Genomic DNA, 22,074 nt, shown 5'->3' with positions numbered 1-22,074 from the left:
GCCGGAGCAGGTCCGCCCGCGCTGTGGCCCGTATGGCGGCGGATTTCAGCGGCGGCCCGTCAATACTGACAGCCCCCGGCGCAGACACGTGGCGAGACGGGCCGCGATCCGCCCGTCCGGATCGAGGCGTGGATTGAAGATCGTGACATCGAGGCCGACCGCCGCGGAATCCGCGAGCGCCACCTCCAGTACGTCTTCCAGCTCGCCCCAGTCCAGTCCACCGGGGAGCCGGTAGTCGACGGCCGGCATGACCGCGTCGTCCAGGACGTCGACGTCGAGGTGGACCCAGAACCCGGAGCCGCCTGCCGTACGGAGCCGGCCGACCGCCGTGCGCGCCGCCGCGGCGGCGCCCGCTTCGCGTACCGCGTCGAGGCCCATCGTGCCCAGCCGCGGCGGCAGGGGCTGCATACCGGCCTCCGCCGACTGCCGGGAGTCCCGGAAGCCGAAGGCGACGACGTCCTCGTCCCGCACCAGCGGGCCGCGTCCCTCGAGGCCGGCGAGCACCCGCGGGCCACGGCCCGTGGCCAGGGCGAGTTCCATCGAGGCCACCTCGCCCGTCGGCTCCGCCGACGGCTGGTAGAAGTCCGTGTGGCCGTCGAGGAAGAGCAGACCGCAGCGCCCCCGGCGCTTCAGCGCGAGCAGACTGCCGAGCAGAATGCTGCAGTCACCCCCGAGTACGACAGGGAACCGTCCGCGGCCGAGCACCTCGCCCACGACATCGGCCAGGTCGGCCGAGTACCGGGCGATGTCATGAGGGTTGAGCACCCCGGTGCCGGGGTCGCGCCGCGGATCGTACGGCGGTGGGTCGACGCGCCTCGCGCTCACCGCCTCGAATCCGTCGAGCAGGCCGGCGCCCAGCAGGGCCGCCGGCAGGTCCTCGACGCCGGAGGGCCGCAGCCCCAGGACGGACGGCGCCTCGATGACCGCGAGCTCTCGCACCTGTGCCTCCGACGTCCGTCGAGATCCGCGGGCTGCCTTCACGTCGCAAAGGCATAGTCCCGTTGCCGGGTCGTTAGGGTATGACTTCTTGACTCATACCAGTGGGCAACGTTGACTTCCTGCACCTCGGCCGCAGTGATGCGGCCTTGTCAGGGAAGGCTTGAACGTGAACACACCTGTGCGCCGTGCCGCCATGGCTGCCGCAACCGCCATGACGGCTGTCTCGCTCGCCGCCTGCGGCGGAGGCGAGCCGGACGACAAGGGCGACGAGTTCAGGAAGGGCCCGCTGAACATCGGTCTGCTGCTGCCGGAGAAGCAGACCGCGCGGTACGAGAAGTTCGACCGGCCGCTCATCGAGAAGCGGATCAAGGAGCTCGCACCGGACGCCACCGTCACGTACCTCAACGCCGAGCAGGACGAGGACGAGCAGAAGCGCCAGTTCAACGACCTGATCACCCAGCAGGTGGATGCGATCATTCTGGGCGCCGTGGACACGTGGACCATCTCGAGCGCGGTCGAGCGAGCCGACGACGAGGGTATTCCGGTGGTCGCGTTCGACCGTCTCGCCGAGGGCCCGATCGACGCCTACGCCTCGTTCGACAACGAGGAGGTCGGCCGCGTCCAGGGCAAGGCGCTGCTGGAGGCCCTGGGGGACAAGGCCGAGAGCGGCCGGATCGTGATGATGAACGGTGCGATCACCGACCCGAACGCCGCCCTCTTCAAGAAGGGCGCGCACTCCGTCCTGGACGGCAAGGTCGACGTCGGCAAGGAGTACGACACCAAGGAGTGGAAGCCGGAGAACGCCTACGACAACATGGAGGCGGCCGCCTCGGCCCTCGGCACGGACAACATCGTCGGTGTCTACTCCGCCAACGACGGCATGGCGGGCGGCGTCATCGATGCCCTGAAGGCGGTCGGGTTCGCCGAGATCCCGCCGGTCACCGGCCAGGACGCCGAACTCGCCGCGGTGCAGCGGATTGTTGCGGGCGAGCAGTTCATGAGCGTGTACAAGCCGTACGCGCCGGAGGCCGCGGCCGCCGCCGAGATGGCCGTCGCGCTCGCCAGGGGAGACAAGCTCGACCGCATCGCCAAGTCCGAGGTGGACAGCCCCACCACCACGGACATCCCGTCGGTGCTGGTCCCGGTCGTCTCGCTGACCAAGGACAACATCGACGACACGGTCGTCAAGGACGGCGTGTACACGGTCGCCGAGATCTGCACGCCGAAGTACGAGAAGGCCTGCGAGGCACTCGGGCTCCAGTAGCCCGCCCGCCCCGCCGCCCTTCCGCTCGGCATTCCATTCTGCGCCCGCACCTGGCGGTTCTCCATCGGGCGGCCAACTCGGGCCGACCTGCGCGTTCTGGCCTAGGCTGGGCTCGGGGAGGGCCTTGACCTGCTTCGCCCGAGTGCGCGTGGAGGCACACATGGCCGTACGACACCAGCTGATCAAGAGGCCTCCGCCGGTGGTGTGGTCGGTGCTCGAGGACGGCTCCCACTATGCGGACTGGGTGGTCGGCACGTCCGATTCCCGGCCGGCCGGGGGCGACTGGCCCGAGGTGGGATCGAGGATCGAGTACGACGTCCGGCTCGGGCCGTGGACGGTCAGCGGTCACACCGTCGTCCGGCGCCTCGAACCGCCCCAGTGGCTCGAACTGGAAATCTTCAGCGGCCCGCTCGGCACCGCGCGGATCGCCTTCGACATCCGGCCCTGGGGCCCGGACACGTTGGTCACGGTCGACGAGCACCCCCTGCAGGGCCCCGGCGGCGTCCTGCACAACGCCGCCGTGGACGCGCTGCTCCAACTCCGGCACCGCAGCATGCTGGGCCGCCTCGCGCACGTGGTCGAGAAAGCGCCGGGGCCGGTCAGAGCGGACGCATGAGCGCGTACGGAAGCCCGTACGGAGGCAGGACATGCCCGACGCAGTGGTGATCGGAGCGGGTCCCAACGGTCTCGTCGCCGCGAACCTCCTGGCCGACGCCGGATGGAGCGTAGAGGTACTGGAGGCCGAGGACGAACCCGGCGGAGCCGTGCGCAGCGACCGCGGGGTGCATCCGGACTACGTCAGCGATCTGTGCAGCGCGTTCTATCCGCTGGCCGCGGCGTCGCCGCTGATCGAGGCACTCGACCTGCCCCGGTACGGGCTGCGCTGGAGCCATGCGCCACGCGTGCTGGCGCACCCGCTGCCGGACGGGCGGTGCGCCGTACTGGACCGCGACCGGGGCGCGACGGCGGCCGGCCTGGACACGTTCGCCCCGGGCGACGGCGAGGCGTGGGAACGCCTGTGCGGCATCTGGGAGTTGCTGGGCGACAGGATCCTGGAGGCCCTCTTCACGCCGTTTCCGCCGGTGCGCGCCACGGCATGGCTGGCCGCGCGGCTGCGCAGCGGCGGCGGGCTGCGCCTGGCCCGGAGCCTGATGCTGCCCGTACGGCGGCTGGGGGAGGAGGAGTTCTGTGGTGAGGGCGGCCGGCTCCTCCTGGCGGGCAACGCCCTGCACGCCGATCTCGCGCCGGAGGCGGCGGGCAGCGGCGGTTTCGGCTGGCTGCTGTGCATGCTCGGCCAGACCCACGGCTTTCCGGTCCCGGCCGGTGGCGCGGGGGAGTTGACCGCGGCCCTGGTCCGCCGGCTGGAAGGGCGCGACGCCGTCGTACGCTGCGGGCAGCGGGTCACCGAGGTCGTGGTCCGGGGCGGCCGGGCCGTCGGCGTACGCACCGCCGGCGGCGAGGCGGTCCCCGCGGCAAAGGCCGTACTGGCGGACGTCGTTGCCCCGGACCTGTACACCCAACTCGTCGGCCCCCAGCACCTGCCGGCCCGGATCTTCGACGATCTGCGCCGCTTTCAGTGGGACTTCGCCACCTTCAAGGTCGACTGGGCACTGGACGGCCCGGTGCCCTGGACGGCGCGGGAGGCCGCGACCGCCGGCACCGTACACCTGGCCGACGGGGTGGACGGACTCACCCGGTTCGCGGCCCAGATCGCCATGGGCCAGGTCCCGGACCAACCCTTTGTCCTGATGGGCCAGATGACGACCGCGGACGCCGTGCGCTCCCCGGCCGGCACCGAATCCGCGTGGGCCTACACCCATGTCCCGCACCGGATCAAGGGCGACGCGGGCCCCGACCGACTCACCGGCGTATGGGACGAACCCGAGCAGGAGGCGATGGCGGACCGGATCGAGGCCCAGGTGGAGCGCTACGCACCGGGCTTCCGCGCCCGCGTGCGGGCCCGGCGGATCCTCGCTCCGCCGACACTGGAGGCGATGAACTCGAATCTGCACGGCGGGGCGATCAACGGCGGCACCACCAGCCTCCACCAGCAGCTCGTGTTCCGACCGATCCCCGGCACCGGACGCCCGGAGACGCCGGTGAGCGGTCTGTATCTCGCCTCCTCCAGCGCGCACCCCGGCGGCGGCGTGCACGGCGCTCCCGGCGCCAACGCCGCCCGGGCGGCCCTGCGTTCCCACCGCGTGGGGGGACGCGTACTCGCCGGGGCGCAACGAGCCCTGGCCCGCCGCGGCAGAACCGGCAGGACCGACCGCGGGTAGGGACACCGGGAACGGCCGTCGGCCGGGACGGCCGGCTGCCGTCGGCCTCGCGCACGCCTGGAGGAGCGTGGGAGGCCAACGGCAGCCGGGTGCCGCGGTGGTGTCACTCGGCCGGGTAGATGTCCCCGGCGCCCATGCTGCTCTCCTGCTCGCTCTGCTCCTGCAGCCGACGTGCCTTGTCCCGGAGCCGTTGACGCTCCTCGGGGTCGGTCGTCCGCTCGGCGGCCTCGTTCATCTCCTGGGCCTTCTCGCGCATCTGCCGGGCCCGGCCTCGGGATTCGCCTGCGACGCTCATGGTCACTCCTTGATGTGAGGGGAAGAGCGGGCATCAACAGCGAACCAGCGCCCTCACCGCTCCGCATCTCGAAGCGTCACTGTCCGCCACCGGTCACCGCCGGTCACGGAGCACCGCCTCGGCCACCGCACGGCGTCGGCGTCGAGGACCCGACAACTCGTCGTCCGGCGGGGTCAGTTACCGCACTCCGTGTCGATTGTGGCCTGCGTCACCTTCCAGGAAGCTGACGCCCCCACATCGGGCCAGTGAGAAGGACGACGCATGTCCAGCAGCAGAAAACCCGAGGTCCACCGTCTCAAGGCGAACTCCGTCGGGCTCGTCGGCGTCGTGTTCATGGCCGTCGCCACGGCCGCGCCCATCACCGCGATGACCGGCAACCTCCCCATCGCCGTGGGCTTCGGCAACGGCACGGGCGCGCCCGCCGGTTATCTCTTCGCGACCGTCGTGCTGACCGTCTTCGCGGTCGGGTACGTGGCCATGGCCAAGCGGATCACCGCGGCGGGCGCGTTCTACGGCTTCATCTCGCACGGCCTCGGCCGCATCGCCGGTATGGCCTCCGGCATGCTGGCCGTCCTCGCGTACATCGTCTTCGAGGCCTCCATCGTCGGCGTGTTCGCCTACTTCGCCAAGACCACCGTCGCGGACCAGCTCGGTGTCGACCTGCCGTGGATCCTGTACGCGGCCGCGATGCTCGCCGTCACCGCCGTACTCGCCCACTTCGACATCAACCTCACCGCGAAGGCCCTCGGCGTCATGCTCATCGCCGAGGTCGCGGTCCTCTTCGCCGTCGCCACCGCCGTGCTCCTCGCGGGCGGCGGCCCCGACGGCATCCCCACCGCGCCCGTCAACCCGGTGAACGCCTTCAGCGGCACCTCGGCCGGACTCGGTCTCTTCTTCGCCTTCTGGTCCTGGGTCGGCTTCGAGTCGACCGCGATGTACGGGGAGGAGTCCCGCGACCCGAAGCGGGTCATCCCGCGCGCCACCCTGATCTCCGTCATCGGCGTCGGCCTCTTCTACATCTACGTGTCCTGGATGACCATCGCGGGCAACGGCCTGGCCGGCTCGGCCGAGCTGTCCGCCTCCGCCAGCCCGCTCGACCTGTTCTTCGCGCCCACCCGGGAGTTCATCGGCGGCTGGGCCGTCGACGCCTTCCAATGGCTGCTGCTCACCGGCTCGTTCGCCTGCGGCATGGCGTTCCACCAGTGCGCCGCCCGCCATCTCTACGCGATCGGTCGCGAAGGCTTTCTGCACCCTGCCCTGGGCCGTACGCACGCCAAGCACGGCTCCCCGCACGTCGCCTCGGTCGTCCAGACCTGCATCGCGGTCGCGCTCGTCGCGCTGTTCTGGCTCACCGGCCAGGACCCGTACATCCACCTCTACACCCTGCTGGCGATCCTCGGCACGATGGCGATCCTGATCGTCCAGACCCTGTGCTCCTTCGCCGTCATCGGCTACTTCCGCAAGAACCACCCCGAGGACCGGCACTGGTTCAGGACCTTCACCGCGCCGCTGCTCGGCGGTCTCGGGATGACCGCGGTCGTCGTCCTGCTGGTGCTCAACATGGAGACCGCGGCCGGTCTCGCCGCCGACTCCGTCTTCTTCCGGCTGATCCCGTGGATCGTGGCAGCGGTCTTCCTCGGCGGGCTCGGACTCGGCCTGCACCTCAGGGCCAGGCGGCCCGAGCGTTACGAGATCATCGGCCGGATCGTGCTGGAGGACGCGGCCGAGCGCACCGAGGGCCCGGGCGATCCCGACGACCCCGAAGGCCCCGGAGAAAGCGACCCCGCGCCATCCACCGCGACCGTCTGAGGAGCACCCTCATGTCCGGAACACAGCCGATGCACGCGCTTCGCCGACTCGCCGCCGAACACGCCGCCGCCCGCCGGCTGCGCATGCCGGTGGCCGACCTCCGCGGCAGCAGCCGCCGGGACCTGCTCAGGAGAGCCGCCGCGCTCGGCCTCGGCACCGCCCTGGCCGCCGCTCAGCCTGCGGCCGCTGCGGCCGCGGCATCCGTACCGCCGGGCCGCCGCGGCGCGGCACCGCGCGTCGCCGTCGTCGGCGCGGGGATCGCCGGGCTGACCGCCGCCCTCACCCTCCAGGACGCGGGCGTCCCCTGCACGGTCCACGAGGCCGACCCGGCCAGGGTCGGCGGCCGGATGTGGACCCAGCGCGACCACTGGGCGTACGGCCAGCACTCCGAGATCGGCGGTGAGCTGATCGACACCAGCCACAAGAAGATCCTCGAACTCTGCCGCCGGTTCGGCCTCCCCGTCGAGGACTTCCTCGGCGGCGGACCGAACGGCGCGGAGGAAGTCCTCTGGTTCAACGGCACGTACTATCCGCGCCATCAGGCGGACGAGGACTTCAAGGCCGTCTACCAGGCCCTCCGCCGGGACCTCCAGGAAGCTGGCGAGGTCCGCTGGGACCAGTCCACCCCGGCCGGTACCGCCCTGGACACCATGTCGCTCCACGAGTGGATCGACTCACGCGTGCCGGGCGGTCACTCCTCGCCGCTCGGCCGGTTCTTCGATGTCGCGTACAACGTCGAGTACGGCGCCGACACCACCCAGCAGTCCGCGCTCGCCCTCGTCCTGCTGATGGGCTATCAGACCAATCCGGGCAACTTCAACGTCTGGGGACTCTCCAACGAGCGCTACCACATCACCGGCGGCAACGATCAGCTCCCGCACTCCATGGCGCAGTCGCTCCCGCCGGGATCGATTCTGATGGGCCGGCAGCTCACCGCCGTCAGGGCACACGCCGACGGCACCCAGACCCTCACCTTCAGCGAGAGCGGCACCACCCGCACGGTCACCGCCGATCACACCATCCTGTGCGTACCCCTGCCGATCCTGCAGCAGCTCGACCTCTCCGGGGCCGGGTTCGACCCCCGGATGACGAACCTGCTGCGCGACGCCCGCATGGGGTACTGCACCAAGCTCAACATGCAGTTCGGCTCCCGGCCCTGGCGCGGTAGGGGGCCCTGGCCCGGAGTCTCGGCCGGCGACTGCTTCACCGACAGCGACGTCCAGCAGACGTGGGACACCACCAAGATCCAGCCGGGCACCGGAGGCATCCTGATCCAGTACGCCGGCGGCAGCCTCGCCAAGTCGCTCACCCCGGCGGGCCCCTTCTCCACCGAGGCCGATCCGTACGTCCGTGACCTGGCCGCCCGCCGCCTCACCGGGATCGACGACTTCTTCCCCGGTACGAAACGGGCGTGGAACGGCCGGGTCCAGCTCTCGGCCTGGCACCGCAATCCGCACGCACTGGGCGCGTACTCCTACTGGCCGGTGGGATATCTGCACCGTTACGCCGGCTACGAGGGCACCGCGCAGGGCAACATCCACATCGGCGGCGAGCACTGCAGCTACGACTTCCAGGGCTTCATGGAGGGCGGCGCCACCGAGGGCGAGCGCGCGGCGAACGAGGTGATCGCCGCCGTGTGCTGAGGCGTCCGCGGCTCGGCCTCCACCGTCGTTCCGGCCGGCTTCAGGCGGGGAGGGTGATCAGGCCGAGCGGCGGGGACGTGGGCTGCGCCGAGCCTCCCGCGGGCTCGACGGTGATGCCCACGCCCGTGGCCCCGTCGACGGGACCATCGAGCAGCCGCATCTCCTGTGCGTCCTCGCCGCTCACCAGCCCGGCCGGCCGGAAGGAGCCGGCCTCGGCGAACCACAGCTCGTACACCTTGTCGGCCGGCAACTGCGGCAGGCCCGAGGCGATGAACGCTGCCGCGTCCTGGCTGCGGGACACGGCCACGGACGCGGTGCCCCCGTCCGAGAGTTCCCATGTCACGATCCTCGTGTCGGGGGCGGCCAGTACGTCCGCCAGGGCGGCGTACCGCTGCTCGGCCTGCCGTACGGCCGTCCTCGCGTCCTGGGCTTCCTGGTTCTGCCACAGGGCGATGCCGCCGAACGCGGCGGCAGCGGCCAGGCAGGCGGCCAGGACGAGGCGGCCCGGCCGGACCCGCGTCCACCGGGGCCGCCCGGGTGTCCCGAGCGGAGGGCGGCGCTCCTGCCGGGTGGCGGCGACCCGCTCCAGTACCTGCTCCTTCATGCCCGCGGGCGGAACGACCGCGAGTTCCTGCCCCAGCCGCGCTGCGGCGGCCGACAGCTCCGCCACCTCACGCGCACACGTCTCACAGGACGCCATGTGCTTCTCGAACGCCCTGCGCTCGTCCTCCGGGAGCGCGTGCAGAGCGTAGGCGCCGGTGTCGTGACACAGATCGGCGTCGCTCATGACCCACCTCCCAGACAGTCACGCAGTCGGATCAGGCCGTCACGCAGGCGCGTCTTGACCGTCCCCAGGGGCAGCGAAAGCGACCGCGCGACCTCCCGGTAGGTCAGTCCCCGGTAGTAGGCCAGAGCCACCGCCTCGCGCTGGATCTCGGTGAGGGTGCGCAGACAGCGGCGGACCTCCTGCTGCTCCAGCCGGGTCTCCACCTGCTCGGTCACGTCGTCGAAGGGCGTCGTCCGGTCCAGCAGGGCGGCCCGCTCCTCACGGTCCCTCAGTGCCTGGGTTGACCGCACCCGGTCCACCGCGCGCCGGTGGGCGAGCACCATGACCCACGTCAGCGCCCTGCCCCGCTCGCGGCGGAACCGTCCGGAGGTGCGCCAGACCTCTACGAGCACGTCCTGCGTCACCTCCTCGGCCTGCGCCGGATCCCGCAGGATCCTGGACACGAGTCCCATCACAGGGCCGCTGACCGCGTCGTACAGGGGAGTGAAGGCGTCCCGGTCACCTTGGGCGACCCGGTCCATGAGTGCGTCCAGATCCGGCTCGCCCGACCGGCGTCGGGCGTCACGGCCGCTGTCGGCGGTTGACACGCAAGTTCCCTCGCTCACCTGTTGCGTCGCTCGTAGGCACACTCGGGCGAATCGTCTTCCATGTCATCACTGATTCGGAGCGGACGCACCCGTGGATTGGTCCACACCACCGGCCCGTCAGAGAGCGGCCGTCACTCGTTCGAGTGAACGGCCAATCCGCTGACCGGGTGGTTCCGAATGGGGGGTGTGAGGATCACCGGCACCACCTTCATCCGCGGCGGACTGGCCGCGCTCAGCGGTCTGCTCTCCGGGTACGCGGCACTCGCGGTCGCCGAACTCGTCTCGGCGGCCGTTCGGCCCCAGGCGGGCCCGGTTACCGCGGTGGGCGGTGCGGCCATCGACCGCACACCCGCCGCGGTCAAGGACTGGGCGATCCGCAATTTCGGCACCAACGACAAGCTCGTGCTCCAGCTCGGCATCCTCGTCGTGCTGGGCCTGCTGGCCATGGCACTCGGGCTCCTCGCCCTGCGTCACCGGCGTGTCGGTGCGGCGGGCGTCCTGGTCTTCGGGGTGGTGGGCGCGGCCGCGGCCGTCAGCCGGCCGGATTCGACCGGTCCGGTGGACGGGCTGCCCTCGCTCGTCGGGGCATTGGCGGGTGCGGTCCTGCTGTACGTCCTGATCGGCCGCCTCACCGCGATGCGCGGCCCGGCCTCCGAATCCGGCGCCGACTCCGGATGGGACCGCCGGGGCTTCCTGGTGGCGGCCGGCGCGGCCGCGCTCGCCTCGACCGGCGCCGGCGCCCTGGGGCGCAGCCTGAACGCCTCCCGGGGGCAGAACGCGGTCGCTTCACGGGCCGCGGTGACCCTGCCCGGCCCGGCGTCCCCCGCCGCGGCCGTGCCGCGGGGTGCGGCGCTGCGCATCCCCGGGATCAGCGCGTTCACGACACCGAACAAGAGCTTCTACCGGGTGGACACGGCGCTGGTGGTGCCGAAGGTCGATGCCATGCGGTGGCGACTGCGCGTCCACGGCAAGGGCGTGACCCGCCCGCTGACGCTCACGTTCCAGGACCTGCTGGAGCGGGAGCTGATCGAGCGGGACATCACCTTGACCTGTGTGTCCAACGAGGTCGGCGGACCGTACGTGGGCAATGCGCGGTGGATCGGCGTACGGCTCGCCGATGTGCTGCGCGAGGCCGGAGTGAAGCCGCCGTCCAAGGGCGGCCCGGCCGACCAGCTGGTGGCCCGCTCGGTGGACGGCATGACGCTCGGCACTCCCGTCGAAACGGTCATGGACGGCCGCGACGCGATGCTGGCGGTGGGCATGAACGGTGAACCCCTGCCGCTCGACCACGGCTTCCCGGTACGGATGCTCGTACCCGGGCTGTACGGATACGTCTCGGCCTGCAAGTGGATCGAGGACATCGAGCTCACCACGTTCGACGACTTCGACCCGTACTGGGTGAAGCGGAAGTGGGCGCGCGAGGCCCCCATCAAGACGCAGTCCCGTATCGACACCCCCAAGCCGTTCGCCCGGCCCAAGGCCGGCACGGTCGTGGTCGCCGGGGTGGCGTGGGCCCAGCGGCGTGGCATCGACCGCGTCCAGGTCCGCGTCGACGACGGGCCCTGGCAGGACGCCGACCTGGCGGCGGAGGCCACCACCGACACCTGGCGGCAGTGGTCCTACCGCTGGCCGGCCACGCCGGGAGGCCACACCCTCACCGTCCGCGCCACCGACCGGACCGGCCGGACCCAGACCGAACAGCGCGCCCGGCCCATCCCCGACGGCGCGAGCGGATGGCATTCGGTGGTGGTCACCGTCGACTGATCATCCGTCGCTCTCCCGGAGCTTCGTTCCACCGTCTCGATTCAGCACGTCAAACAACCAACACGTCAAACAACCAAGGAGAACCGTTATGAACGCTCTTCGTTTCCGTCGCGCCGCCGTCGCCGTGGCAGCCGCCGCTGTGCTGCCTCTCGCGCTGACCGCCTGCGGTGACGACGGCAAGGACGCGTCGTCCAAGCCGGGTTCGGACACCAAGTCCAGCGCGGCCGCGCCTCCCAGCGATACCGCTGACGACGCGGCGGCGATGGACAAGCCGTTCGGTCCGGCGTGTGCCTCGGTCCCCCAGGACGGCGCGGGCAGCTTCGACGGCATGGCCAAGGACCCGGTCGCCACCGCCGCCTCCAACAACCCGGCCCTGTCCACCCTGGTCACCGCCGTGAAGAAGGCCGGCCTGGTCGACACCCTCAACAACGCCGAGAACATCACCGTGTTCGCACCGACCAACGACGCCTTCGCCAAGATCCCCAAGGCCGACCTCGACAAGGTCCTGGCCGACAAGGCCATGCTCACCAAGATCCTCACCTACCACGTCGTGGGCGAGAAGCTCACCCCGAAGCAGCTGGAGAACGGCAGCTACGAGACCCTGCAGAAGGGCATGCTGACCACCGCCGGCACCGGCGAGGAGTACAAGGTCAACGACACGTCCAACGTCGTCTGCGGCAACGTCCAGACCGCGAACGCCACCGTCTACATCGTCGACACCGTCCTGATGCCCAAGTAGCACCACCGGCTCGGCTGCGCGAGTGAGGCCCCGGGACGGACGTCCCGGGGCTCACCGTCGCCGGCAGGCTGCTGCGGCTCACCGCTTGTAGTGACACTTCCAGTAGCCCCGGTCCCAGTCCCGGTCCCAGTAGCCCTTGACCCAGATGTACTTGTAGTGGCCCTTCCACTTGCCGTCGTGGTCCCAGTAGCCGTGGTGCCACCTGCCGTGGTGGTCGTAGTAGCCCGCGTGCCATGTCCAGTGGTGGCCGTAGTCCTTGACCCACTTCCTCTCCCAGTGGCCCTTGACCCACTTCTTCCCCCAGTGCCCCTTGTGCCAGGTGCACCGGTCGTCGCGGTCGCCGGCGACATACGAGGTCGCCGACGTGGGTGTCGGAGCGGCGGCAGCGGTGCCGGCGGCACCCAGAGCAGCACCACTGGTCAGCAGGCCCGCCGCGGCGGCAGTCGCCACCAGGCGGCGAACGCGGATGGCAACAGGCATCAGTCACACCTCCTCGATTCCGGTCGGACGTACGTTCACGGATGGTTCGGAGCAAGCGGCACCCCGGATTGGGGCAAATGAGAAAAAAGTAAGAAATCACCAAAGAGGCGAGGGCGGCGCTCGTGAAGGCCGCGCGCCCCCTCCGCGCGACCTTGTTGCTTCCGACTGGCTGAAAGCAGAGCCATCCCGTCGTCCGGACCGGGTAGAGGCAGGGATGTGCTCGGCGCGAGTTTCGGTACTTCACAACGAAGTGGGGCGAAAGTGATCCGGGTTCTCCTGGTGCACGACTCGGGGCTGATGCGGTCGGCGCTCACGGCGCTGCTGCAGCCCGCGGACGGTATAGACGCAGCCGCCAGCTGCTGGGAGAAGGCCCCCGGCCGGGCCCGCTCCCTGCGGCCCGATCTGTGCGTCGTGGACGCCGACTGCCCGGGGTCCTCGCGATTACCGGAGCATCCGGCGGGGGAGGGCTGCGAACTCCTCGTCCTCGTGCGGTCCTGCCGGCCGGGCATCCTGCGCCGCGCCGCGCAGGCCAAGGCGCTGGGGTTCGTCGACAAGGACGCCTCGGCCGCCGTGCTGCTGAAAGCGATCAAGACGGTGGCGGCGGGGAAGCGGTACGTCGACTCCTCCCTCGCGCTCGACCTCCTCCAGGCCGCCGAGATGCCGCTGACCCCCCGTGAGCTGAGCGTCCTGGCACTCGCCGCGGACGGGGCGTCGGTACCCGAGACGGCTTCCACGCTGCGGTTGAGCAGGGGAACCGTGCGGAACTACATGTCCGCCATCGTCCGCAAGACGCACGCCCGCAGCTGGCTGGACGCCGTCCGGAGATCGCAGGGCGCCGGCTGGGTGTAGCGGCGGGTCGGCGGGCGGCTCAGATGCGCTCGGCGTGCCAGTGCCCCACGAGATCCCGGTACAGCGGCGAGCAGCCGAGCAGCTCCTGGTGGGTGCCGCACGAGGCGTCGACGCCGTCGAGTACCAGAATCCGGTCGGCCCGCCGGGCCGAACTGATGCGGTGAGCGACCACGACCAGCGTGCCGGGCCGCTGGGCGAAGGCCTGTTCGGCCCGGGCCTCGGCCGCCGGATCGAGGTGGCACGTCGCCTCGTCCAGGATGACGAGCGGCGCGGGCGACAGATGGGCCCGGCCGAGCGCGATGAGCTGCCGTTCGCCCTGTGACAGGGCCGCCGGATCGACGGACGCGCCGAAGCCGCCGAGCCTGCGCACCAGCGGGCCGAGGCCGACCGCGTCCGCCGACGCGCCGACGGCCGAGGGGGGCGCCCCGTCCGGGCACAGGTAGAGCAGGTTGTCGTACAGGCTGCCGGTGAAGACGTAGGCCTGCTGCGGGATCAGCACCCGCAGCCGCGAAGGATCCCGTACGGCCGGGTGGTGCGCCGGCCGGCCCTCGACCCACACCTCCCCCCGGTCCGGTACGAGCAGCCCGGCGAGCAGACAGGTCAGCGTGGACTTGCCGATGCCGCTGGGCCCGACCACCGCGAGGTGTTCGCCCGGACCGATGGTCAGGTCGAGGCCGCGCACCACGGGCTGTGCTCCCGGGCCGTACGCGAACGTCACCGCGCGCAGTTCGGCCGCCGGTACGCCGGCACCGCGGTCCGGCTCCTCCTCCCTCCGCCCGCCGGTGGCCGGACCGGCCGGCAGGGCGGGGAGGGGAGCCGGTTCCGGGGCCAGCCGGCCGAGGATGACGAGCAGCCTGGTTCCGGCCGCGCCGAGGGCGTTCATCAGCGTGTGCAGAGCCGGCAGCAGAGCCTGGGTCAGGTACGTCAGCGCGCCGAGCAGAGCTCCCGTGCTCACGCCCTCGCGCAGCAGCCAGGGGGCGGCCACCAGGAGCAGTACGACCGGCAGGTGTCCGGCCACCCCGAGGGACAGGGCGCGCGCACCGGCCCACCGGGCCAGTCGGCGGGCCGCGTGCGCCTCGGCCTCGATCAGGGTGCGGGTCCGCTCCGCGGTGACCGTCCGGGCGCCGCACGCCACCACGTCCCGCAGGCCGTGCGCGATCGTCCCGAACTGGGCCGCGAGGGCTTCGTCGGCCCGGAGGAAGTCGCGCTGCCGGGCGGCCATCGGCACCAGAGTGGCCGCGAAGAGCAGGAGCCCCGTCAGCAGCGGCGGCGCGACCACGAGCAGCAGCTGCGGAGCCAGCGCCGCCAGACCGACCAGCGCACCCGCCGCGGTGAACACGAAGGACCGGGCCACGAGCACCAGCCCGGCGAAGCTGTCCCGTGCGATCTCCGTCTGGTTGGTCAGCCGGGAGACCACCGCGCTGTCCGCCGCGCGCGCCGGGTCGGCGAGTGCCTCGTGCAGCGACCGGGCCACCACGCGGCGCAGCAGACCGTCCCGCAGCGGCTCCACCAGGTCCGCGAGACCGCGGAAGACGCCACCGGTGGCCAGGCCGCCGATGACGACGGCCGCCGCGGCCACGGCCAGCCAGGCCAGGCCGGTACCGGTGTGCCCGGCGAGGAAGCCCTCGTCCAGCGCCATGGCCACCCCGTAGCCGCCCAGGAAGGTGTGGGCCGACTCCAGCAGCGACCAGCCGCCGAGCGTGAGCAGGACGCGTACGCGCCGGCCGAGGAAGCGCTGGGCCTGAGGCAGGAGGCGTGGGCGCGTCGTCGTGGTCACCCCTCCTCCTCGTCCCGGTCACACGTGGCGGAGCCGCCCGCGAACACCGCCCGGTAGGCGGCCTCTTCCCACAGGATGTCGTGCGGCCCCACCGCGCGGACGCGGCCCTCCTCCAGCCATACGACCTGATCGGCGCGCGCCGCCGAGGACACCCGGTGGGCGATCAGCAGCCGGGTGCCCGTCCGCACGTCGCGCTCCAGTGCCCGGCCGACATGGAGTTCGGTCACGCTGTCCAGGCTGGACGTGGCGTCGTCCAGTACCAGTAGGCGGCCCGCGTGGGCGAACGCCCGGGCCAGTCCCAGGCGTTGCAGCTCGCCGCCCGACAGGGGCGCGTCGGTGAGCGAGGTCGCGTAGCCGGCGGGCAGCAGCCGGACGAAGGCGTCGGCCCCCGCCGCGCGGGCGGCGGCCCCGATCTCGCCGGCCGAGCGCGTTCCCGGTCCGAAGCCGATGGCGGCGCCCACGGTGTCGCCGAACAGGACCGGCCGTTCGAAGGCGTACCCGACCTCGCGGCGCAGCGCCGCCGGATCGGCCTCGGTCAGCGGTACGCCGTCCAGCGTCACCACCCCCGCGTCGGGGTCGGTCAGCCGCCCGGCGACGGCCGCGAGCGTGGACTTACCGGCTCCCGAACGCCCGACGACGGCCGTCGTGGTGCCGCCCGGTACGACGAGGTCGACCCCGCGCAGTACGGCGGAGCCACCGCGGGAGACGGTGACGCCGCGCAGTTCCAGGCGTCCGGGGCCGTCCGCGGGCAGCGGGCGCGTTCCGTGCCGTACCGGGGGCAGGGCGAGGAGTTCGGCCGCGCGGGCGGCCGCGGCGCGGGCGCGCAGGAGAGAGCTCAGCTGGCCGGTGACCGCGCCCAGCCCGGCGGCGAGCGCGGCATAGCGGGAGGCGGCCAGCAGGTCGCCGACGGACAGGCTCCCGCCCACCAGCCGCACTCCGCCGACCGCCAGGACGCCGGTGGTCAGCAGTGGCACCAGAATGCCGCTGCCGACCGAGGCGCGACCGTAGAGCCGCCACATGCGCCGCCCCTGCGCGCCCAGTTGGGGCAGTGGCGCCAGGACGCGCGTGCGTTCCCGGTCGGCGGACCCCGCCGCGGCGATGGTGCGCGCGCCCCCGAGTGCTTCGAGGAGGCGGGTGGCGATGTCCGCCTGCACACGCTGGTACTGGGAGATGCTGTCGGAGGATCCCCGGGCGAACGTACGCAACAGCAGAGCCAGCAGCGGGAGCCCCGCGAGGAAGACGAGCAGCAGCCAGACGTCGATGAGCGCCAGCGCGATCAGGCCGCCGGCCGGGACGAGCAGTGAGGCCAGCCCGATCGCCACCGTACTGGGCGCGCTGCCCGCGTCGGCGGCGTTGCCGGTCAGGCGGGTCACGAGGTCGCCGGGAGTGAAACGGCCGGCGGCGCGGTGCGGCGCGAGCGAGAGCAGGTGGCCGGTTCCGCACCGGCGCAGCCAGGCGGTGGTGCGGGCGCTGGTGGTGCCTGCGGCCAGCGCCTCCAGCGCGTCGAAGACGACCTCGGCGGCGATGAGTACGGCGCACAGCGCGACAGCCGCCCGCATGCCGGGGGCTCCGTCGAGCAGCAGGTCGAGGGTGTGCCCGAGAACGGCGGGCAAGGCGACGGCAGCGGCGGCGGACGCGGCGCTGCAGAGGAAGACGGTGGCGGTACGGCCGGCACTGTGCCGGACCGCACGGGCCAGGAGGCCGGAACCGTCGGCACCGGGACCATCGCCGTCGGAACCGTCGAAGCGGGAAGCGAGTTCTGCCGTGTCCTGGGTCATCGGGGTCGTCGGGGCCATCGGATGCGGTGCTCGCCTCCCTCGGTGCGGTGCACGGGGGATGCCGGGGTCCCGGGCGAGGGTCGCTCGCCCGGGACCCCGGCGACCTCGGGTCAGTGACAGGTGGTGACGCTCAAGCTGCTGTCGCCGCAGAGCAGCAGACTCGCGCGGCTGCCGCCGGTCGCGAACTCCTCGGTGTCCTCGGACTTGGGGGTCTCCAGCGTCTGCAGGTCGAGAAGTGTCATGAGGTGTTCTCTCCTTCTGTTGGGGACGGATCTTGCTCGGGCCCCCCGACCGGGGGGCCGGCTTCAGGGCCGCCGTGGCGGCGGGAGGAAGGGCAGGTGCACGGGGCGGTCGTGCAGTGCGCTGCCCAGCGCGAGGAGGCAGCCGGCTGTCCCGGTGCCGAGGTCCATGGACAGGCGCATCATCTGCTCGCCCGCGAAGGCCAGATGCCCCTGGTACGGCACCACGCCCCAGGCCAGCGAGTCGATCTGGCGGCGCAGATCGGCCGCACGGGTGCCCGGACCGCCGGTCGTCGTCCGGCTCAGGTGCAGCACCATGCCGGCGGCGCCGCGGAACAGTCCGGGCTGGGCGTAGAACCTGGCCTGCGCCGCCTGCACGATCTCGCCCCTGGCCCGTTCGAACTCCTCGTCGGGACGGTGGGCCAGGTAGTCGTCGAGCACCATGCCGATGCCCACGCTGCCGGCGCCCAGGTAGGGCATGGTCCGCCACCCCTCGTCGACCTGGAGGGCTCCACCCACCCCGCGTAGACAGCGGGCCAGGTCGTGGCGGAGCGCGTCGGCGGCCAGGTCCAGCAGCGCCGGGTCGCCGGTCGTCTCGTACAGGCGCAGGTGGAGCAGTGCCGTTCCGGTGGCTCCGTGCAGGAGCCCGGCCCGCGGGGTCCTGCCGCCGGCGGGGCCCGGGAGCGGTGGGGCGGCCCGCTCGGTCACCAGCCGGACGCACCGGAGGGCCGCCTCACGCAGCGCGCTCTCACCGGTGGAGGTGGCCAGGGAGTCCAGGGCCAGTCCGATTCCGGCCAGGCCGCTGTGCAGGTCGGGTGCGATGTGCTGCCAGTTCTGGCCGATGAGGGTGTCGAGGAGGTCGAACGCCCTTTCCTGGTGCCCGAGCCGTTCCAGCACCCAGGCGATGCCCGCCAGACCGTCGTAGAACCCGAGAGGGCTGCCGGACGCGGGGGCCTTCGCCGCTCGCAGCAGCCATTCCTCCGCTTCGGGGTCCGGCCCGGCACCGGTCTCGGACAGCGCGTAGAGAACGCCGGCCGCTCCGTACGCGAAGCAGGCGCCGCCCGCGGCCGTGCCGAACTGGGCCGTGTCCCCGGGGAAGATGCGATCCTCCCGCGCTGGGGTGGCGGAGGCCAGGATGGCCCGGACCATGGAGTCACGGCTGCGCGGCCAGTCGGCGAGCTCCACCGGCAGGTACGGCTGCGCGGGCAGGTGCGGCTGCGCGGAGCCCCGCGCCGGGGCCGCCGGTGCGCCGGGAGTGCGAGCGCCGCGCAGGATCTCCTCGACCGCCTCCCGGAGGAACGCGGGCGGTACCGGGAACTGTTCGGCCGCGATCGCGGCGAGATGCCCCGCCTTCGACCGGTCGATGGCGAACAGACTGGTGAGCGGCAGGAACAGCGCCAGCCGCAGGCAGGCCAGCGCGTACCGGTCGACGTCGAAGCCCCGGCGGTCGGCGGGTGCGACGAACCCCGGATTGGCGATGACCTGGCGGCGCTCCGCGTCGTCGACGGCGGCCGCCTCGAAGTCCAGCAGGACCACGGACTGTTCGTCCTCGGACACCATGATGTTGAAGAGATGGAGGTCGTTGAAGGCCACGCCCCGGGCGTGGATCGCCGCTACGGCGTCCTCCACCAGGCGGTGGATCCGCAGGGCCCACCGGGTGTACTCGGCCAGGCGCTCCGGCCCGGGATCCGCTTCGATCAGTGGGTGCCGGTGGGCGAAGAAGCGGCTCAGCGGGCGGCCCTCGACGTACTCCAGCACCAGGAACCGGTGGTCGCCCCAGGTGAACCAGTCGAGCACCTCGGGAGTGCAGGCGAGCCCCGACAGCCGCCGCAGTGCGTCCCTCTCACGCTCCAGCCGGGTCACCGCGTCGGCCCCGTCGGCGGCCAGGCCGGCGTACGGCCGGGCCTCCTTGAGGACCACCCGGGTATCGGTGCGCACATCCCGGCCGACGTACACGCCGCCGCCGTTGGAGAAGTGCAGCGCGTGTTCGATCCGGTACGGCAGTTCGGCGAGCTTCGTCGCGGAGCGGGCGGCCAGATGCGGTTCAAGGAAGGAGGGGAGCGTGACCCACTCCGGGACGTGGAAGGCGGGAGTCCTGCGGTCGGGCACCAGCCGTCCCTGCGCGTCCTCGACCGCTGGGCACAGCTCACCGCCGTCGTCGTAGCAGTGCCGCTCGGTGAAGCTGCCGTAGCGCACGTACACCGGACCGTCGTTCCACCGCAGGTCGCTGAGGATGTACGGGCCGGGCTCGCCGCCGAGCAGGGCGTCCAGGTCCTCGGCGATGGTGCGGCACTGGTCGTCGTCGGCCGGGTAGACGGTGATGAACTTCCCGCTGGCGGCCCGGTCGGCGTACTTGGCGTTGCGGGTGTGCAGCAGATACCGGCTCGGCATGCACTTGAAGGCGATCGAGCGAGGGACGCAGTAGTCCCAGACCTGTGCGAGCACCTTCTCGGCGTTGTCCAGGGTTGCGGACACGTGGATCTTCCATCCCTGGCAGGGGAGTTCACTGTCCAGGGGCCGGAACGCCAGCCAGTCGCCCGACTGATGGCGCTGCCAGTTCTCCGGCAGTTCGCGCAGGGCGGCCGGGTAGAGAGCGGTGCCGGCGCCGTCCTGCCGCGAACGGTGGGGCGCGTCGTAGAAGTGCCGGTCCGCGTCGCAGAAGGCGGCGTACCCCTTGTTCATCCCACTCCTTCGGCCGATGACACCAAGACGCTGACAGGCCGTCGGAGTGCGTAACAGTCACGAACGTCATGAGCCACCCGTGAAGAACTTCATGCCTCTTCACGGCGACGTCCCTGATTGCTTTTCGCCGTTCCGGGTAGGCGCGGCAGCTGGACGTACGACTGACCGCCTGACACGGGAGAGACGACATGGCATCGAACCCACCGATATACGACCAGCTGGTGCAGGAGCACGGCGACGTCGTCCAGGAGGCCCGTGAGGCCGCCCACCACACGCACCAGCAGGCCGAGATCGCGCTGGACTGGACGGGCCTGCGGCCCCCGCCGCCCCGCGACGACGCACACTTCAGGCAGCTGGGCTGATGCCGTCCGGCTGATGGACCAACAAGAGTTGGCATCCGGCCCGAACCTGGTCAAGGCCCCAGTCAGAGACGGTCACCCCGGGCGTGTCGTATGCACCCGGTGGACCGGTACGTGGCGACCCCGGTTGCGTCAGAGCGTTATAAATACGCATATGTTGATATAAACAACCAGGTGGGGCGTGCTGCTGCTCGCACGTGGGCTGTCGCAGCCGCACCCTTTCGTCTCCGTCGGGGTAGCAGGGAGAGCCATGCGGCGGTTCAGAGTTGCGGCAGCACGACAGGCGCCCCCTGTCACGCCGCACAAGAAGGCATCAACCTGGCGCAGAGACAGGAAGGTCGGCTGGTATCTGCCCGCCGTGCTCTTCTTCGACTCTGCCGGAGTGGCGCTGCCGGTGGCGACGGCACTCTCGGCGGCCGGTCAGGCTCACCCCTTCCAGCATGCGGCGATCGCGACCGTCGTCTGGCTGCTCACCGGGGTCGTCAGCAAACGCTACGCGTCCTGGAACCTGGGTGAAGGCCACGCCGGGCCCGTGTTCCGGGACTGGCTGGTGATGCTCGGGACGCTGGCGGTCCTGCGCACCGTGAGCGGTCTCGACAGCGCGCCGGCCGCGGCGTGCGCCGCGCTCGTCCCGTCCCTCGTGGTCACCGTCGTCTGCCGCAAACTTGTCCAACGGGACCTGATGGCCACGCGCCGCCACGCTCAGGCACTCCGTCATGTGCTGGTCATCGGTGAGGCCGAGGCGGTGGACGAGGTCGTCGGCCAGCTGGCTCAGCGCACCGACCACGAGTACGTCGTCGTGGGGGCCTGCGCGGTGGGTCAGGGCGACGTACGGTCCGGCGTACCGGTGTACGTCCGGCTCGGGGCCGAGCGTCCTGCCGTGCTCGCCGAAGACGCCTCGGCCGTACTCGATGCGGCGCACGCACTCGGTGTCGACCTGGTCTTCGTGAGTCCGGGCGGGCACCTGTCGGGGGAGCGGCTGCGGCAGCTCTCCTGGGCGCTGCACGACCACGGATGCCCGCTGGCCGTCCTGCCCGGCCTCTTCGACGTGGCGCGGCACAGGATCCGGCTCACCTCGGTGGCCGGACTCACCATGCTGCATGTCGCCGCACCCGCCCGGCACGGACTGCCGGCCGTCCTGAAGAACGTCATCGACCGGGTGGGTGCGGCCGTCCTGCTCGTCGTCATGATTCCGGTGCTGATGCTGCTGGCGCTCGCCGTCCGGGTGGGCTCGCCCGGCCCCGCCCTGTATCGCCAGACCCGGGTCGGCAAGCACAACACGCACTTCACCATGTGGAAGTTCCGCACGATGAGGCTGGACGCGGACCGGCAGAAGTGCGAGCTGGAGACGGCCAACGAGAACGACGGCCACATGTTCAAGATGCGCCAGGATCCGCGGATCACACCCGTCGGCCGTTTCCTGCGCCGCTACTCGCTGGACGAGCTGCCCCAGTTGCTCAACGTGCTGCTCGGCGAGATGTCACTGGTCGGACCTCGCCCACCCCTTCCGGAGGAAGTGGCCCGCTACGACGGGGTGGAGATGCGCAGACTGAGCGTCAAGCCGGGGCTCACCGGACTGTGGCAGGTGAGCGGGCGGTCGGACCTCACCTGGCACGAGACCGTCTCGCTCGACTTGCGCTACGTGGACAACTGGTCGTTGGGCTGGGACATGGACGTCATGGCCCGTACGGTCCGCGCCGTGCTGAACGGCCGTGGAGCGTACTGAGTCATTCCGGGCAAATCGGAGAAAAGGTCACAAAGTCGGTTACTCTTCCGTCCTCGGAAAGGGGTGATCGACGTGGAG

General features: G+C 71.6%; 19 protein-coding genes. 10 read left to right on the top strand and 9 right to left on the bottom strand.

From position 1 onward, the window contains the following. Positions 1-45: 45 nt before the first annotated feature. On the bottom strand, positions 46-939 hold the full coding sequence (locus ACWV17_RS12900) for an arginase family protein (RefSeq protein ID WP_455359782.1): 894 nt from the start codon (positions 937-939) through the stop codon (positions 46-48). Between the two features lie 166 nt (positions 940-1,105). Here ACWV17_RS12900 and ACWV17_RS12895 point away from each other — a divergent pair, with 166 nt between their 5' ends. The 3 genes from ACWV17_RS12895 to ACWV17_RS12885 all read left to right on the top strand — a co-directional run bounded on the left by ACWV17_RS12895 (position 1,106) and on the right by ACWV17_RS12885 (position 4,482). After that, positions 1,106-2,203, top strand: a complete 1,098-nt coding sequence (locus ACWV17_RS12895; RefSeq protein WP_455359781.1) for a sugar ABC transporter substrate-binding protein — start codon at positions 1,106-1,108, stop codon at positions 2,201-2,203. 160 nt (positions 2,204-2,363) lie between these two features. Next, positions 2,364-2,819 (top strand): SRPBCC family protein, encoded by a 456-nt coding sequence (locus ACWV17_RS12890; RefSeq protein ID WP_455354790.1) that lies wholly within the window; start codon positions 2,364-2,366, stop codon positions 2,817-2,819. A gap of 31 nt (positions 2,820-2,850) precedes the next feature. Beyond that, positions 2,851-4,482, top strand: coding sequence for a phytoene desaturase family protein (locus ACWV17_RS12885; protein ID WP_455359780.1), 1,632 nt, complete (start codon positions 2,851-2,853; stop codon positions 4,480-4,482). A gap of 103 nt (positions 4,483-4,585) precedes the next feature. Here ACWV17_RS12885 and ACWV17_RS12880 read toward each other — a convergent pair whose 3' ends face one another. Beyond that, complete coding sequence (locus tag ACWV17_RS12880) at positions 4,586-4,777, bottom strand: DUF6381 family protein (protein ID WP_455354788.1); 192 nt, start codon at positions 4,775-4,777, stop codon at positions 4,586-4,588. A gap of 261 nt (positions 4,778-5,038) precedes the next feature. Here ACWV17_RS12880 and ACWV17_RS12875 point away from each other — a divergent pair, with 261 nt between their 5' ends. Both ACWV17_RS12875 and ACWV17_RS12870 read left to right on the top strand, forming a co-directional pair. Next, on the top strand, positions 5,039-6,586 hold the full coding sequence (locus tag ACWV17_RS12875; RefSeq protein ID WP_455359779.1) for an APC family permease: 1,548 nt from the start codon (positions 5,039-5,041) through the stop codon (positions 6,584-6,586). A gap of 11 nt (positions 6,587-6,597) precedes the next feature. Beyond that, positions 6,598-8,229 carry a flavin monoamine oxidase family protein gene (locus ACWV17_RS12870; RefSeq protein ID WP_455359778.1) on the top strand — a complete coding sequence of 544 codons (1,632 nt, stop codon included), beginning with the start codon at positions 6,598-6,600 and terminating at the stop codon, positions 8,227-8,229. A gap of 40 nt (positions 8,230-8,269) precedes the next feature. Here ACWV17_RS12870 and ACWV17_RS12865 read toward each other — a convergent pair whose 3' ends face one another. Then, positions 8,270-9,016 carry an anti-sigma factor gene (locus ACWV17_RS12865; RefSeq protein ID WP_455359777.1) on the bottom strand — a complete coding sequence of 249 codons (747 nt, stop codon included), beginning with the start codon at positions 9,014-9,016 and terminating at the stop codon, positions 8,270-8,272. Beyond that, positions 9,013-9,537: an ECF RNA polymerase sigma factor SigK gene (gene sigK / locus ACWV17_RS12860; RefSeq protein ID WP_455359886.1), complete on the bottom strand. Its 525-nt coding sequence runs from the start codon at positions 9,535-9,537 to the stop codon at positions 9,013-9,015. The genes ACWV17_RS12865 and sigK overlap by 4 nt, the downstream gene beginning before the upstream one ends. A gap of 243 nt (positions 9,538-9,780) precedes the next feature. On the opposite strand from sigK, the gene ACWV17_RS12855 reads away from it, so the two are divergent. Together ACWV17_RS12855 and ACWV17_RS12850 are read left to right on the top strand one after the other, a co-directional pair. After that, positions 9,781-11,367: a molybdopterin-dependent oxidoreductase gene (locus tag ACWV17_RS12855; RefSeq protein WP_455359776.1), complete on the top strand. Its 1,587-nt coding sequence runs from the start codon at positions 9,781-9,783 to the stop codon at positions 11,365-11,367. Positions 11,368-11,455: 88 nt separating this feature from the next. Continuing rightward, positions 11,456-12,106, top strand: coding sequence for a fasciclin domain-containing protein (locus tag ACWV17_RS12850; RefSeq protein ID WP_455359775.1), 651 nt, complete (start codon positions 11,456-11,458; stop codon positions 12,104-12,106). Positions 12,107-12,184: 78 nt separating this feature from the next. Here ACWV17_RS12850 and ACWV17_RS12845 read toward each other — a convergent pair whose 3' ends face one another. Beyond that, positions 12,185-12,586: a hypothetical protein gene (locus ACWV17_RS12845; protein WP_455354781.1), complete on the bottom strand. Its 402-nt coding sequence runs from the start codon at positions 12,584-12,586 to the stop codon at positions 12,185-12,187. A gap of 261 nt (positions 12,587-12,847) precedes the next feature. On the opposite strand from ACWV17_RS12845, the gene ACWV17_RS12840 reads away from it, so the two are divergent. Then, positions 12,848-13,435, top strand: coding sequence for a LuxR C-terminal-related transcriptional regulator (locus ACWV17_RS12840; RefSeq protein ID WP_455354780.1), 588 nt, complete (start codon positions 12,848-12,850; stop codon positions 13,433-13,435). Positions 13,436-13,454: 19 nt separating this feature from the next. On the opposite strand, the gene ACWV17_RS12835 is transcribed toward ACWV17_RS12840, so the two are convergent. From ACWV17_RS12835 to lanKC, 4 genes are all read right to left on the bottom strand, one after another. Beyond that, the gene (locus tag ACWV17_RS12835) at positions 13,455-15,212 is read right to left on the bottom strand and encodes an ATP-binding cassette domain-containing protein (RefSeq protein WP_455359774.1); all 1,758 of its coding nucleotides are present in this window, start codon (positions 15,210-15,212) and stop codon (positions 13,455-13,457) included. Beyond that, on the bottom strand, positions 15,209-17,008 hold the full coding sequence (locus ACWV17_RS12830) for an ATP-binding cassette domain-containing protein (protein WP_455359773.1): 1,800 nt from the start codon (positions 17,006-17,008) through the stop codon (positions 15,209-15,211). The genes ACWV17_RS12835 and ACWV17_RS12830 overlap by 4 nt, the downstream gene beginning before the upstream one ends. A gap of 92 nt (positions 17,009-17,100) precedes the next feature. After that, a complete protein-coding gene (locus ACWV17_RS12825; protein WP_455354777.1) occupies positions 17,101-17,232 on the bottom strand; it encodes a SapB/AmfS family lanthipeptide in 132 nt (43 codons plus the stop codon). A gap of 63 nt (positions 17,233-17,295) precedes the next feature. Further along, positions 17,296-19,911, bottom strand: coding sequence for a class III lanthionine synthetase LanKC (gene lanKC / locus ACWV17_RS12820; protein WP_455359772.1), 2,616 nt, complete (start codon positions 19,909-19,911; stop codon positions 17,296-17,298). Between the two features lie 188 nt (positions 19,912-20,099). Here lanKC and ACWV17_RS12815 point away from each other — a divergent pair, with 188 nt between their 5' ends. Together ACWV17_RS12815 and ACWV17_RS12810 are read left to right on the top strand one after the other, a co-directional pair. Further along, on the top strand, positions 20,100-20,273 hold the full coding sequence (locus tag ACWV17_RS12815; protein ID WP_455359771.1) for a hypothetical protein: 174 nt from the start codon (positions 20,100-20,102) through the stop codon (positions 20,271-20,273). Positions 20,274-20,619: 346 nt separating this feature from the next. After that, positions 20,620-21,996: a sugar transferase gene (locus ACWV17_RS12810; RefSeq protein ID WP_455359885.1), complete on the top strand. Its 1,377-nt coding sequence runs from the start codon at positions 20,620-20,622 to the stop codon at positions 21,994-21,996. The last annotated feature ends 78 nt before the right edge of the window (positions 21,997-22,074 follow it).

The sequence above is a fragment of the Streptomyces mabaensis genome (assembly GCF_053763515.1).
The sequence above is the reverse complement of the archived record's forward strand: the minus strand, read 5'-3'. Positions and strand labels throughout refer to the sequence as shown.